Source organism: Leeuwenhoekiella sp. A2, assembly GCF_047946655.1.
Taxonomy (GTDB): Bacteria; Bacteroidota; Bacteroidia; order Flavobacteriales; family Flavobacteriaceae; genus Leeuwenhoekiella.
In genome coordinates, this window is sequence record NZ_CP172311.1 from 1,910,921 (window position 1) to 1,926,312 (window position 15,392).

A 15,392-nucleotide genomic window follows, 5' to 3' on the forward strand; every position below is an offset into this window, starting at 1 on the left:
AAATGCAACCAGATCTTACAACTGTATCAGACGACCAACTTCAAAAGTTTCTCAATCAGGGACAGGAAAAGGCTTTTGACCAGATTTACGAGCGCTACTGGAAACGTTTATACGCGTATGCTTTTCGTATTTATCAGGAAGAAAAGATCTGTGAAGATATCGTGCAGGAAGTTTTTATCAGCCTTTGGGAAAAATCAGAGCTTGCTCCCATTCTAAATCTTGAAGGCTACTTGTTTAGGGCAGTAAAATACAAGGTTGCAAATCATATTAGAGATCTTAAATTCAGTAGAGTTCATTCAGAAATTCTACACGACATTCCCACTCCGGCCAGAGTAGAAAACCAGTTAGAATACGATGAGTTTGAATTGCTGGTGCGCCAGGAAGTAAGCAAACTTCCGCCCAGGTGTAAAAAAGTATTTATGCTGAGTCGCTTTGAAGATTTTACAAATGCCGAAATCGCACAGAAGCTCAATATTTCTATCCGTACCGTAGAAAAGCATATCAGTGACGCGTTAAAATACTTAAAGACACATGTAGATTCACGCGAACTTTCTCTTCTTATTATCTTAATGTTTCATTAATGTAAAGTCTAAAGGACGTATTTAAAGAAACCATTAAATGCGTTTTTTTGACTACGTGAACTTGTTTTAAAATGTGACTTACCGGTAAACAAGCACATTTTGAAGGAAGAAGAACTTATAACATTAGCTCAAAAATATTACGCCAAAAGCGCATCCCGGGAAGAAAAACAAGCTGTTGATCTTTTTTTTGAAAAACTACAGCAAGAGCATAAAGATCTTGAGATCGATCTCAGCGATGCAAGAAAGCAGCGTATACGAGCTAAGATTCAGAAAAATATCGCAAAAAAGGCTCAAAAACCTTCCTTTTTCAGTCAAAAATCGGTTGCTATTGCTGCAATTTTTATAGGCGTTATTGGCATTGGCCTTGTCACTTCTTTGCTTTTAAGCGAAAATAATATTACCCAGACCACAGCTCGAGGCGAAAAAAGAGAAATCGTGTTGGCAGACGGTTCTCACGTTTTCCTAAACTCAAATTCGAGCATTACCTATACCGAAGATTTTACTACAAAGCGCGATATAACCTTAAAAGGAGAAGCTTTTTTTAAGGTATTTCACGATGAAGAGAAACCCTTTACAGTCACGACCGGTAAAATTAAAACCCGCGTTCTTGGTACTTCTTTTAATATCAACTCTTTTGAGAAAGATGATGTTCTGGTAAGTGTCAATACCGGTAAAGTGGCTGTTACTTCCATAGAAAAAGATACTACAGTCTTCCTGATTAAGAATGAACAGGTAGTATTTAAAGATAATATCAAGCCGTTTTTCTCAAAAGACGACAGTGAAGAACAGATCGCCTGGACTAAAAATATCATCGTGTTACATCAAACCACTTTGGCAAAAACCGCTAAAGTTCTTGAGAACTGGTACGATGTGCAAATTGATTTTGAAAATGAGAAAATAAAAGAGCAGACGATTTCAGGAAAATTTAAAGAAGAAAAACTGGAGAATGTTCTTGAGAGTCTGGCACTTATAAAACATCTGAAAATAGAATACCTAACCCCTAAACATATTCTTATACGAGAAAATCCCAGCAATGAATAACAAAAAACCCACTTCTGCTGCAACAGAAATGGGCTAGAATAAATAAGACTACAAATTAATTATAGCCATTATTGTAATGAATACTAAACTACAATTTTTTCAAAAGTTACTCTTTAGAAAACCACTTTATCTGGTAAGCTTTCTTGTTATGATCACAGGAGCAATCGCAGCTCCGGCATCAGGGCAAAGCTTAAAAGACGTTTACCTAACCACAAACCTTAAAGATGCTTCTATAACCGAAGTTTTTTTGGCGATAGAAAAACAAACCGATTTCACTTTTGTTTTTGACAGTACACTTTCAGAAACCAATCAACATTTTAATATCCAGGCAGATCACGAAAGCCTCGATTCTATTTTAGATAAAATATCTCAACAGACGGGATTTAAGTTTAAGCAGATCAATAATACGATTACAGTGCTTAACTCTGAAAGCCAACAAACCATTCGGGGTCAAGTAAGCGATGAAGGCGGTATTCCTTTGCCCGGCGCTACTGTAATTGAGCAAGGCACCAGTAATGGGACTACCACAGATTTTGACGGGAACTTCACACTTGCGCTTTCAGGGACTTCAACCATTCTCGAAATTTCATTTATTGGTTTTACAACTAAAACGGTACAGGCGACTCCAGGTAGTTTTCAGGAAATCACACTTCAGGAAAATGTAAATGCTCTAAACGAAGTGGTAGTTACTGCTTTGGGAATAAAACGGGAAGAAAAGAAGCTGGGCTTCTCGCAGGCGACCATTCAATCTGATAACCTGTCTCAAACAATGCCCACAAACTGGTCTTCGGGTTTAAAAGGCAAAGTGGCAGGATTAAATATTGTTTCTGCCGGTTCAGGGCCGCTCAATTCGCAACAGATTACCTTGCGGGGAAATAACTCTTTAAATCCTAATGGAAATAATGCATTAATCGTGGTTGACGGTGTGCCCGTTAATAACGAGATGACTACTTCAGGGTCTTCAAGTGCGTACACCGGTGAAGATTCTCCTATTGATTATGGGAATGCGATTTCAGATCTAAACCTTGATGACATAGAGAGCGTAACGGTTTTAAAAGGACCGGGAGCGACTGCTTTGTACGGAAGCCGCGCTGCAAATGGCGCTTTGATCATCACAACTAAATCCGGTAAGAAAACAGCCGGACTTGGGATTACTTATAATTCAAGCATTAATCTGGATGTTATTCAGCGCTGGCCAGACTGGCAATATGAATATGGGCAGGGAACGGGAAAAAGCTTTGATGATAACGGCGATCCTTATTATTCTTACGGTGCTTCAGAAGATGGCAACAATACCGGCAGCACAAGTAGTGCTTGGGGACCCAAGTTTGAAGGGCAGGAATATTATCAATATGATCCGGCTTTAGAAGGGCAATCGGCAACGCGTCAACCATGGCGGGCGTATCCTGATAACCGGAAGGATTTTTGGCGTACCGGGGTGACTTTTGATAATAATATTTCGCTGCAAGGCGGAAACGATAAAGGTTCAATGCGACTTTCTGTAGGGCATTCTAAAAATGAATGGATCATGCCCAATACAGGTTATGAGCGTATCACCGCATCTGTAAATTCTCAGTATCAAATTTCAGATCATATAAAAATTGGTTCGGTGATCAATTATAACAACAGAACCAGCGATAACCTGCCCAGTACGGGATATAATAATGGTTCTATCGCTTATTTTATGATTTTCCAGAATCCTAATGTCGATCTGGACTGGCTACGCCCGATCTGGCAGGATGGTCAGGAGCAAATTCAGCAGATTCAACCTTTTAGTTCGTATATAGACAATCCATTTTTGATTGCTTACGAAGCGACAAATCCGTTATCGAGCAATCAGATCGTAGGTAATATTTACACAAATATTGAGCTTGCGCCAAAGCTGGATCTAATGCTGCGCACTTCATTAAACACCTATCATCAGGATCGTGAGCAGAAACGACCTTATAGTATAAACAGATATTCTCAAGGTTATTATGAAGCTCAGGATATCTGGAAACAAGAAGTAAATACCGATTTTTTATTGAGTTACGACAACAAGTTTACAGATGATCTGGCCTATTCATTTTCTGTAGGAGGAAACGCGATGGATTATAAATATACCAGGACAGATGCTTCTGTTGATGGTCTTGTGGTTCCCGGAGTTTATAAATTGGCTAATGGTATTAACAATCCTATCGTTGCAACATATGATAGAAACAAGAAAGTAAATAGTCTGTATGGTCTGCTTTCCCTTTCTTATGCCGATAAAATATTTGTTGATCTTACAGGAAGAAATGACTGGTCAAGTACTTTACCTGCGGCAAACAATTCATTCTTTTATCCTTCGGCGAATGCCAGTTTTATACTTTCGGAAATATTCAATTTTCCAAAAGCGATGGACTATCTAAAGTACCGTTTTTCTTTCGCGCAAGTGGGTAATGATACAGATCCTTATAAAACCAGCAAGTATTATAGTCAGAATGCATTCCCGAGTTCGGCGACTGTTCCCACAGGTCTATATAACGGAAATTTTAAACCCGAAATAACCACAAGTTATGAGACAGGTTTTGAAGCACGTCTTCTCAATAACAGGCTAAATTTTGATGCGACAGTTTACGAGACCAATACTAAAAATCAAATTATTTCGGTACCGCTTGATATCACAACGGGTTATAGTTCCGGTGTTTTAAACTCGGGAGAAGTACGTAATCGCGGAGTAGAATTAACACTTACAGGAAAAATCATCAATTCAGATAAATTTAGCTGGAGCAGTACGTTAACGTGGTCACGTAACTGGAATAAGGTTCTGGAACTGGCAGATGGTATTGACGGGCAGCAGGAAATAGGTTCTGGTGGTAATGCTACGCTTATTGCGAAAGTAGGAGGAACTACTACTGCAATCTATGGGTATGGTTTTGTGCGTTCCCCGGAAGGTGAAATTGTATATGACAATGCAGGTTTACCAGCTTATCCAGATGAGATACAATATATAGGTGACGCAAGCCCAGACTGGAAAGCAGGTCTTTATAACAGTTTTAAGTTGGGCAATGTCACGCTTAATGTGATGCTTGACGGGCAATATGGCGGTATAATTTATTCTCAAACGCACCATAAAGCCACCCAGCAAGGGAAGTTAAAATCTACATTTATGGGCCGTGAAGAAGGAGTAATTATAGGCGATGGCGTTGTGCTAAATGATGACGGAACTTATTCACCTAATACAACTGAAGCAGTGACTCCAGACTGGTACAACAGATATTACCGTCGTGCCAATGTAGAATCAAACTCATTTGAAGCCTCTTTCTTAAAACTTAGAGAAGTGAGTTTGCAATATAATTTTCCAAAAAAGTGGTTAGCAGACACCGGGATTAATAGCCTTAATCTTTCCGTTTATGGAAGAAATCTGGCTACGGTTTCAGATTTTCCTATTTACGATCCTGAAACCGCTGCGCTTAACGGGAACACAATATTGCCGGGTATTGAGATGGGGCAAATGCCTTCTCCCGCCACTTACGGATTTAATCTAAAAGTAAATTTATAATTAACTGAGATGAAAAAATTAAAAGCTTTAATTACAGGTTGCACTTTACTTCTGGTTTTAGGAGCGTGTACAAGTGATTTTGAAGAAGTAAATGAAGATCCTAATCGTATTTCTGATATTAGCCCGGGAACTTTAATTAATCCTATAATTTATGGTCTGGCTACTCATAATGCAGATCGTAGCGCTAGTATCACGTTCGATTTAATGCAGGTTTCACTGCCTTTTCCCAGTGTGTCGGGAGGTTTGCATCGCTATGATGTAAGCCAGAATATAGGTAATTCTTCCTGGTACAACTATTACAAATGGCTCAATAATATCAAAGAGATGGAACTTGCTTCTATAGAAGCGGAAGATCCCAATTATCAGGCAATCGCGCTTACTTTAAAAGCGTGGGTGTATTCAAACCTTACAGATTTGTTTGGCCCCGTACCCATGACCGAAGCCGTAAGTGGAGAAGATGGAAATTTCTATCCCGCTTTTGATAATCAGCAATTTATTTATGAAACAATCCTGACCGATTTAGAGCATGCAAATGATTTGTATGACACGAGTAAAACAATGGTTTATGCAGATGATATTCTGTTTCATAATGATGTAGAACTTTGGCAAAAGTTTACTAATTCCCTTCATATGCGATTATTGCTGCGCATTTCAAACCGCAGTGAAACGAATGCCTTTCAAACCCTAACCACAATGATCAATAACGCTGAAAAATATCCGGTTTTTGAAAGCACGGGAGAGTCTGCTATTTTGCAGGTGACCGGTGTAACGCCTAATGTTTCACCTTGGGGAAGACCGCAGGATTTTCGCTTAAGTGTAAAGATCGCTTCTTTTTTTATAGATAATCTAAATACACTTGAAGATCCCAGACGACCTATCATTGCTACAATGGCACAAGATGCAAATAACAATAGTATTGGCTACAAAGGGATTCCCAGCGCATATGCGGGAGCTGAGTCGCAGTTTGATTATAATGCTTCTACTTTCAATATTGAACAGGTAGAAAACCCGATGCAGATTTGTTTAATGACCTATGCTGAAGTAGAATTTATCAAAGCCGAAATGGCGCAACGCGGTTTTACTGCTGATGCCGAAACACATTATAAAAACGGTGTTGCGGCTGCAATAGAGCAATTAGAAACTGAAATGCCTGATACTTATTTTGAGGCACCTCTTGCTCAATACAACGGAACACTTGAGCGCATTATGTTGCAAAAATATTACGCCTTGTACTTTACAGATTATCAGCAATGGTTTGAATACCGCCGTACCGGTTTCCCGGAATTGCCTACAACAGAAGCCATGATGAATGACGCAAAAATGCCGGTGCGTTTTTATTATCCTTCAGATATCCAGATCAACAATCAGGAGCACTATCAGGAAGCGGTACAAATGCTGGGAGGAAGCGACGATATTAACACTAAGGTCTGGTGGGATAACTAATAAAAAACTAAATTTCTGATGAGAAAATCAATGTTTTTAGCCGTTTTTATACTCAATTTGGCGGTTTTTGCACAAAATCAAGCAAGCGGATTTGTTTATGAGGACGCAAACCAGAATGGTAAAAAAGACCGAAAGGAAAAAGGAATTGCTCAGGTTTCAGTAACAAACGGGGAAGCTGTAGTTCTAACCGATGAAAATGGTCACTATAAACTTCCGCTAAGTGACGATAATATTATCGCGGTCATAAAACCTGCGGGATATGAACTTCAGGTTGATGAAAATAATCTTCCGCAGTTTTTCTATATCTATAAACCGAAAGGTTCGCCACAAGCCAAATTCAAAGGTGTAGAACCCACCGGAAAATTGCCTAAATCGGTCGATTTTGGCCTGTTTTTGGCAGATAATGAAGAGCAATTTACGGCCTTGGTTTTTGGTGATCCACAACCTTATAATCTTGATGAAGTTGATTATTATATGCGTGGTGTGGTTACAGAAGTAGAAGGAATAAAAAATGTTTCTTTTGGTTTAAGTATGGGTGATTTAGTCGGAAACGATCTGGATCTTTTCAATCCATACATTAAAGCGACGCAAAAAGTGGGAATCCCTTGGTTTAATTTAATGGGAAATCACGACATGAATTTTGACGCAAAAACTGATAACCTTTCAGATGAAACCTACGAAGCACATTTTGGCCCGGCCAATTATGCTTTCAATTACGGGAAGGTGCATTTTATCATTTTAGATGATATTTTGTATCCTGATCCGCGCGATTCTAACGGGTACTGGGGAGGTTTTCGAGAAGATCAGCTCGATTTTATTGAGAACGATTTGAAGTTTGTGCCAAAGGATAATCTGGTTGTTTTAGCTTTTCATATTCCGTTGAGTGAACCTGAAGGCGATGCATATCGGGATGAAGACCGCGAGCGATTATTTCAATTATTAGAGCCATTTCTCAATACACTTTCGCTTTCAGCGCATACACATATCCAAAAGCAGGATTTCTTTACGCAAGAAGACGGTTGGTTGCGGGATAAACCGCATCACGAATATAACGTGGGGACGACTTCCGGTGACTGGTATTCCGGAAAATTGAATGAACAGGGAATTCCTATTTCAGTAATGCGTGACGGAACGCCCAAAGGTTATGCTTTTATTCACTTTAATGGAAATCAGTATGATGTAGATTATAAAGTGGCAGGCAAGCCTGAGGATTTTCAGATGGAAATTTTTGCACCAAAAGTTGTCGCTAAAGGCCGAAATACAAAAGCCGGAATTTATGCAAATTTCTTTATGGGAACAAAAACAGATTCACTTGTTTATCGTGTAGATAATGGGGAATGGAAACCGATGGAATATGTAGAAGAAGCAGACCCTTCTTATGTAGAGCTGGTTTATGATTGGGATACTAAAGAAGAATTGATGTCCGGCAGGCGCTCTAGTAATCCTATTCCCAGTAAACATTTGTGGCGCGGAAGCATCCCGACAAAACTGGAAGTTGGGACACATAAAATCGAGATCAAAGCAACTGATATGTATGGAAAAACTTATACAGGTACAAGCAGTTATCGTCTGGAAGAACCTGTAAAATAAACGTGATTGTTTAGAAGCTTGTCTCCTCTATACGTGGGAGGCGAGCTTTTTATTTTTAAATTGAGACTATGAAAAATTATATACTATTTTTAGCGAGCTTACTATTTATAGGAATATCCTGTAAACCAAAATCAGAACAAAAAGCTGAAAATATGCAAGAACCTACAGCGCATAGAATACAAGTTCAGGGACATCGTGGTGAGCGTGGCAACCTGCCGGAAAATACTATACCGGCCTTTCTGAGTGCTTTAGAAAAAGGCGTAGATGTTTTAGAACTTGACGTTGTGATTTCAAAAGATAAGCAGGTAGTCGTTTCCCACGAGCCATTTATGTCATCGCTTTACGTGCAAACCCCAGCGGGTGACAGCATAAGCAAAAGTGAGGAGAAGAGTTATAATTTATACGAAATGGATTATGACAGCATCCGCCAATTTGATACCGGTTCTAAAGGGAATAAGAATTTTCCGCAGCAGCAGAAAATGAAAACCTACAAACCTTTGCTCAGCGAAATGATAGACAGTGTGGAAACAGAAATCGCAGCAAAAGGTTTGAAACCTGTAAAATATAATATCGAGATTAAGTCTGTTCCTGAAGAATATGGTACTTACCAGCCACAACCGGAAGAATTTGTAGAATTATTAATGCAGGTGATCAAAGAGAAAAAGGTTGAAAACAAGATCAATATTCAATCCTTTGATACAGCACCATTGAATGCTTTACGTAAAAATTATCCCGAGATTGAGATCGCTTATTTAGTAGGTAATGGTCAACTGGAAGAAAATATGCAGGCTTTAGATTTCACTCCGGAAATTTATAGTCCACATTTTGGGATGATCAAAGATTCTTCAGACGTAGTAGCAGTACATCAAAAAGGAATGAAATTAATTCCCTGGACGGTCAATAAAGAAGAAGATATTAAAAAAATGATCGAGCTAGGAGTTGACGGAATTATTACAGATTACCCTGAACGGGTTTTAGAGAAAATATAAAATCGCCCTTTAGTATAGAAAACCCGGTTTAACCGGGTTTTTTTATGACTTATAATTAGGTTTATTTTCAGATTAAGTATAATTACTTATAAATAAGGTTTTTAAAATTATTAACGTAAAAAATACGTTTATTAATATATTTGATTACATTTGGCTTTCGCAAACCTTGTAGTTGGGGTTTGGGAAGAATGTTTTTTTTGAAATAAACATTTATTAGAGAAAATCATTCTGCGAATTGAGTTTAAACTAAATCGATTTAGGAAGATATAGTTTTAATTAACTAAATCCTTTTAGCTGGCTTTTAGTCTTATTCTATATTAATTTAATTTTTTAAAAATGACAATCAATGGGAACAACTTTACTAGGATTAATTAAGCAAATTAGATTTCCGGTATTTGCTGTAATTATGTGTTTATTATTTTCTCAGCAGTCTTTTGCACAAGAAGATATTAAGATTACAGGAAGTGTAACTACGGCAGGACAATACGCTGAACCTTTGCCTTACATAACAATTATTGTTAAAGGCACAACCCGCGGAACTACAACAGATTTTGACGGGAATTTTGAAATCAATGCTCCTTCTAATGCAATCCTCGCATTTAGCTATGTGGGTTTCAAAACGAAAGAAGTGGCTGTAGATGGTCAAAGTGAGATTAATGTGCAATTAGAAGAGGATATTGCCGGTCTTGATGAAGTTGTTGTGACAGGATATTCTACTCAGGATAAAAAATCTATCACCGGGGCTATTTCTACAGTATCTGCAGAGGATTTAGAAAAAGTACATGGGGGGTCCACAGTAAGCTCTGGACTTGCAGGTAAAATACCTGGTGTAAGTTTTAGAATGAATGATGGTCGTCCTGGTGCCAGTGCTTCTATACAAATACGCAATATGGGTACACCCTTATATGTTATTGATGGAATACAACAAGATGAAGGACAGTTTAATAATATTTCTCCTAACGATATTGCCAGCATAACTGTTTTAAAGGATGCATCTGCTGCAATTTACGGTGTGCGAGCGGCTAACGGTGTTGTAGTAGTAACAACTAAAAGAGGAAAAAGAGGGACCCGGAATGCTGTAAATGTAAATGCGTATGTAGGGTGGCAAAACTGGTCTCGATTTCCGGAAACTGTAAATGATTCTTATGAATGGATGAGGGGAAAAGCTGAAGCTGAGATTAATCAGTTTGGATCTACAGCTATTACACAGGAGGAGCTGGAGAAGTACCGTGTAGGTGAAGAACCGGGCTATCAATCTTTTAATTGGAAAGATTTCATAATCAAGAAGAATGCTCCTTTAAGCAATATTAATATTAGTGCAAGTGGTGGTTCAGAAAATATAAACTATTACTTATCTGCAACGCAACTCAAGCAAGAATCAGTATTAGGTGACGAGTTCACTTTTGAACGAAGTAACATACAAAGTAATGTTGATGCAGATATTACAGATCGTCTTAAAGTAGGGGTTCAGATAAACGGTAGAATAGAAACCCGTAAAAATCCCGGTATTCCCGGAGCAGATGATTATTGGTTGCCTCGATTTGCGATTCTTCGTAACCGGCCATTTGAGCGACCTTATGCAAACGATAACCCTGAATATCTTAATGATATAGGTCATAATGAGACTAACTGGGCTCTCCACAATTTTGAAATAGGAGGTTATGCAGAAGATATCTGGAGGGTGTTGCAAACTAACTTTTCAGGTGAATACGATCTTCCATTTATAGAAGGATTAAAAGTTAAGGGTATGTATTCTTACTATATAGCAGATCGTGTATTAAACGGGCATGAATATACATACGACGCTTACACGTATCATCCGGAAGATGATTCATACGAGGCAACCGGTGGTAGCTCTAACCCATGGAGGGAACGCAGAACTAGAAAGGTCTTGAGAAATATCTACCAGGGTCAATTGCAGTATAAAAGAAAATTTGGTGATCATTCGCTAGAAGCTCTTTTTATGATAGAAAGACAAGAAGCGCGTTTTCAAGAGCAATGGGTGCACGCCGTGCCAAAGACAAATACGCTACCACTTATCTATTTTTCTGATACTGATGCTTATGATGACTTAGATGATGAGGAAGCAAGAATTGGTTATATAGGTAGAATAAGCTATAACTATAGAGATAAATATTACATAGAGGCTTCTGCAAGGAGAGATGCTTCCTGGAAGTTTACTCCTCAAAAAAGAGTTGGCTACTTCCCATCTATATCCGCAGGGTGGAGAATTACTGAAGAACCTTTTATAAAAGACTTATTAGGTGATGACAGTGTTCTTGATAATTTTAAAATAAGAGGTTCTTATGGAGTTTTAGGTGATGATGATATTGGTATTGGCGCTTTTGATTACTTAACAGGTTATAATTATAATCAAGGTGTTGCTATTCTTGATGGGAATGCGGTCATAGCGAGTAGAGATAAAGGTCAGCCTATAACAAATATTTCCTGGTTCAAGAGTAAAATTACAGATATTGGGGCAGATTTTTATATGTTCAATAGCAAGCTTTCTGGTTCTGTTGATTACTTCTATAGAAAAAGAACGGGTTTAAGAGGAAGAAAATATGACATTTTAATTCCTAATGAATTAGGGTATGGTCTTCCAGATGAGAATGTAAATAGCGATGCTCAATATGGGATAGAAGGAGCTTTATCTTATTCAGGAGAAATAGGAGAAGTATCATTTAGTGTTTCTGGGAACGCTTCTTTGTCAAGAAGTAAGTTTTTAGAATCGTATAAACCCCGTTTTGATAATTCGTATCAGCGTTACCGGGCTTCTGGCGAAGACAGATATAATACTATTTTTTGGGGATATACTGCAACAGGTCAATTTCAATCACAGGAAGAAATAGATAATTATCCCGTTGACATTGATGGAAGAGGGAACAGCACTTTATTGCCTGGTGATATTATATACAAAGATGTTAACGGGGATAAACGAATTGATGGTTATGATGAAACCCCAATAGGATACAATAATTACAATCCATTAGTGAATTTTGGTCTTAGTTTATATGTGGCTTATAAGGGTATTGATTTTACTGCAGATTTTTCTGGAGCTTCTGGGTATTCATGGAATCAGAACTGGGAGCAGAGATGGGCTTATCAAAACGATGGTGCTCTAAATAAAATATTCTTAGACAGATGGCATCATGCAGATCCTCTCGATCCTACAAGTGAATGGATTCCAGGTAAATATCCTGCACTACGTTATAATGATGGTGGTCATAGTAACTACAACAAGAATTCTACATTCTGGTTACACAATGTGACTTATTTGAGAGCCAGAACGCTGGAGATAGGATATTCTTTACCTCAAAATATATTGGATAAAATCAAAATTCAGAAAGCTAGAGTTTACGTGAATGGTTATAATCTTTTCTCTTTAGATAACCTTAAAGACTTTGGTGTAGACCCTGAAATATCTGACGATAATGGCTTACAGTATCCTCAGAATAAATTCATAAACGTTGGAGTTAACCTTTCTATTTAAAAAATAATTGCAATGAAAAAATATATATACTTTTTATTAATTCCCATGCTTATAGGAAGTTGTACTTCTGATAGTGAATTTCTAGACAGGGAGCCAACTAACATTCTAACACAGGAGCAGGCCTTTGGCAGTCCCGATATAGTGCTATCTATATTAGCAGATTTATATAATCGTTATTATGACTTTGGTACAGTAGAATCATGGCCGTCACTGGCAGACTTTAATGTTTCTTTTTGGTCTGAAGCAGGACAATATGGTCATTTTCAAGATGGAGGCTGGGGTTATGGTGCCTGGGGCACCTGGGACTATGGCTATATAAGAGAAATGAATCTTTTTCTTGAAAGACTAGAGGCTTCCACAAGTATTGACGAAGTGGATAAAACAAGATTCTTAGCTGAAGGGAGATTCCTTAGAGCATCTTATTATTTTACATTGGTAAAGAGAATGGGTGGAGTGCCCTTAATATTAGAGTCAGAAACTTATGATTTTAGCGGAGATGCTACTTATTTGCAACATCCTCGCGAGACAGAAGCTGTAATTTATGATTTCGTAATAAGTGAGGCTGATGCCATTATTGCAGATTTACCTGCAGACACAAACATTAAGTCACGAGCCACAAAAGGGGCAGTTCTCGCAATGAAAGCCAGAGCAGCATTATATGCCGGTTCTATTGCAAAATATGGAGCAACGACGCCTCAGGTTTCATTATCAGGAGGTGAGATTGGTATTCCTGCAGGGAGAGCGAATGAATATTATACTACAGCACTAAATGCGGCACAGGCAATTATCAATGGTGATGCTGGCTCTTATTCCCTTTATAATAAAAAACCAGACCTTTCAGATAATTTTGCCAGTGTTTTCTACGATAAGTCGAACAATCCTGAAGCTATTTTTGTTGAAGACTATAAACTTCAAAGTGGAAAAGTTCACGGTTTTACAATTTCTAATCAACCTAGATATGGTGCTGAGGAGGAAGAAGGAGGCAGAATTAATCCTTCACTTAATTTAGTTCAATCTTTTGAAACTTTAGAAGGAGAATATAAGCCATTACCTGTTGAGGATAATGCCGGTAATCCTATTTATTACAATGATCCTAAAGAACTCTTTGCAGGTAGAGATGCTCGTTTAGAAGGTACTGTAATTGTACCAGGATCTAATTTTAAAGGAAGAGAAGTTGATATTTGGGCAGGAGTACAATTAGCAGATGGTACCGTTGTTAGCGGAGATGCAAGAGGTCAACAGAAAGAGTTGCCAGGTGCCACAGGCCAGGTTCAGGTAGTAGGTTTTGATGGGCCTATTGACGGATTAGAATTTACGGCTCAAACAGGATTTTACATTCGTAAATATCAAGACCCTAAAGCAGGATCTGGTCAACGAGGAACACAGAGTGATGTTTGGTTTATAAGATATAGATATGCTGAAGTTTTATTAAATGCAGCAGAAGCCGCTTTTGAACTAGGTCAGCCAGAAATGGCCGCCGGTTATTTAAATGAGGTACGCTCGAGAGCAGGAATTACAACTACATTAACCGCAGCTGATGTCACTTTCGATAAGATAGTACATGAGCGATTTGTAGAGCTTGCTTTTGAGGGATTACATTTCTTTGACCTTAAAAGATGGCGCCTGGCACATGTAGTTCTTGACGGTACACCTATAGATGAGCAGAATATCACCACAAATATTGGTTCTGCAACAAAAAGGATTACTCAGCCATTAGGAGTATGGCCATATAAATACTACAATCCGGGAGACGCTAACGATGGTAGTTATTTCTATAAAATTGTAAAACCAAACAGAGTGACGGGATCAGATCGTTTTCAACTGGGGAATTACTATTCAGAAATAGGTCAGGATATACTTAATAACAATCCTTTAATAGTTAAAAACCCAAACCAATAAGGGATCTAAATTATATTATTATGAAAATTAAATATTTTATACTTTTTGTAGGTTTTGCTTTGGCATTAGTGTCTTGCGAAATAGATAATTATGACGAGCCCGAATCATTTTTTACTGGTCGTGTGGTTTACAATGGTACTCCTATTGAAGTAGGAGCGCGTGAAGTTAGATTCCAACTTTTTCAGCCGGGTTTTGGCAATTTAGCCCCTCTGGATGTTCATTTAGATACAGATGGCTCTTTTAGCGGGAGGTTCTTTGATGGCGATTACAAATTAAAATTTGTCGATGGGCAAGGACCTTTTAAGGCTAATTATGTAAATGAGCAGGCGGGTGATACCATATTTATTCAGATAAAGGGTAATACAGAGATGGATCTTGAGGTCACCCCTTATTATATGGTTAAAAGCTCTCAGTTTAGCGCAACGGGTAACACGGTAAGCGGCTCTATAAGCCTTGATAAAATAATTACGGGAGATGAAGGTAGAGAAATTGAGTATGTCAATCTCTATATAAATGAATCTCAGTTTGTATCAAACAACGATGATTATAATATTGGGCGGGCCCATGTTGAGGTGTCCTCTTTAGATAACCTTGCAGGTTCAATAAACCTTCCAGATGATTACAGTAAAAATTATATATATGCCAGAATGGGAATCAAGATTGCTGGTGTAGAAGATTTACTTTTTTCAGAAGTTACCAAACTAGATTTATAAATTTTAGTATTAGCCAAATCCCGGGGTTGGTCCTAACCCTGGGATTTAAAATTACCTTTGGCACAAGCAAATTAACCTTATTTAATTCCTACTTAAGGTTTTATATAAAATCAGAATTGT

9 protein-coding genes are annotated in these 15,392 nt (G+C 38.1%); all 9 read left to right on the forward strand.

Going from position 1 to position 15,392, the window contains the following annotated elements; translation table 11 throughout:
• Nucleotides 1-2: 2 nt before the first annotated feature.
• The 9 genes from ACH3PA_RS08560 (at nt 3) to ACH3PA_RS08600 (ending at nt 15,272) form a co-directional block, all read left to right on the forward strand.
• Nucleotides 3-581: an RNA polymerase sigma-70 factor gene (locus ACH3PA_RS08560; RefSeq protein ID WP_416445182.1), complete on the forward strand. Its 579-nt coding sequence runs from the start codon at nt 3-5 to the stop codon at nt 579-581.
• 99 nt (nt 582-680) lie between these two features.
• Nucleotides 681-1,622 (forward strand): FecR family protein, encoded by a 942-nt coding sequence (locus ACH3PA_RS08565; RefSeq protein WP_416445176.1) that lies wholly within the window; start codon nt 681-683, stop codon nt 1,620-1,622.
• 76 nt (nt 1,623-1,698) lie between these two features.
• Nucleotides 1,699-5,145 carry a SusC/RagA family TonB-linked outer membrane protein gene (locus ACH3PA_RS08570; RefSeq protein ID WP_416445174.1) on the forward strand — a complete coding sequence of 1,149 codons (3,447 nt, stop codon included), beginning with the start codon at nt 1,699-1,701 and terminating at the stop codon, nt 5,143-5,145.
• Between the two features lie 9 nt (nt 5,146-5,154).
• Nucleotides 5,155-6,588 carry a SusD/RagB family nutrient-binding outer membrane lipoprotein gene (locus ACH3PA_RS08575; protein ID WP_416445172.1) on the forward strand — a complete coding sequence of 478 codons (1,434 nt, stop codon included), beginning with the start codon at nt 5,155-5,157 and terminating at the stop codon, nt 6,586-6,588.
• 18 nt (nt 6,589-6,606) lie between these two features.
• On the forward strand, nt 6,607-8,178 hold the full coding sequence (locus ACH3PA_RS08580) for a calcineurin-like phosphoesterase C-terminal domain-containing protein (protein ID WP_416448514.1): 1,572 nt from the start codon (nt 6,607-6,609) through the stop codon (nt 8,176-8,178).
• A gap of 68 nt (nt 8,179-8,246) precedes the next feature.
• Nucleotides 8,247-9,167, forward strand: coding sequence for a glycerophosphodiester phosphodiesterase family protein (locus ACH3PA_RS08585; protein ID WP_416445168.1), 921 nt, complete (start codon nt 8,247-8,249; stop codon nt 9,165-9,167).
• Between the two features lie 346 nt (nt 9,168-9,513).
• Complete coding sequence (locus tag ACH3PA_RS08590; protein ID WP_416445166.1) at nt 9,514-12,660, forward strand: SusC/RagA family TonB-linked outer membrane protein; 3,147 nt, start codon at nt 9,514-9,516, stop codon at nt 12,658-12,660.
• Between the two features lie 12 nt (nt 12,661-12,672).
• The gene (locus ACH3PA_RS08595; RefSeq protein WP_416445164.1) at nt 12,673-14,559 is read left to right on the forward strand and encodes a RagB/SusD family nutrient uptake outer membrane protein; all 1,887 of its coding nucleotides are present in this window, start codon (nt 12,673-12,675) and stop codon (nt 14,557-14,559) included.
• Nucleotides 14,560-14,579: 20 nt separating this feature from the next.
• A complete protein-coding gene (locus ACH3PA_RS08600; protein WP_416445163.1) occupies nt 14,580-15,272 on the forward strand; it encodes a DUF3823 domain-containing protein in 693 nt (230 codons plus the stop codon).
• Nucleotides 15,273-15,392 lie beyond the last annotated feature (120 nt).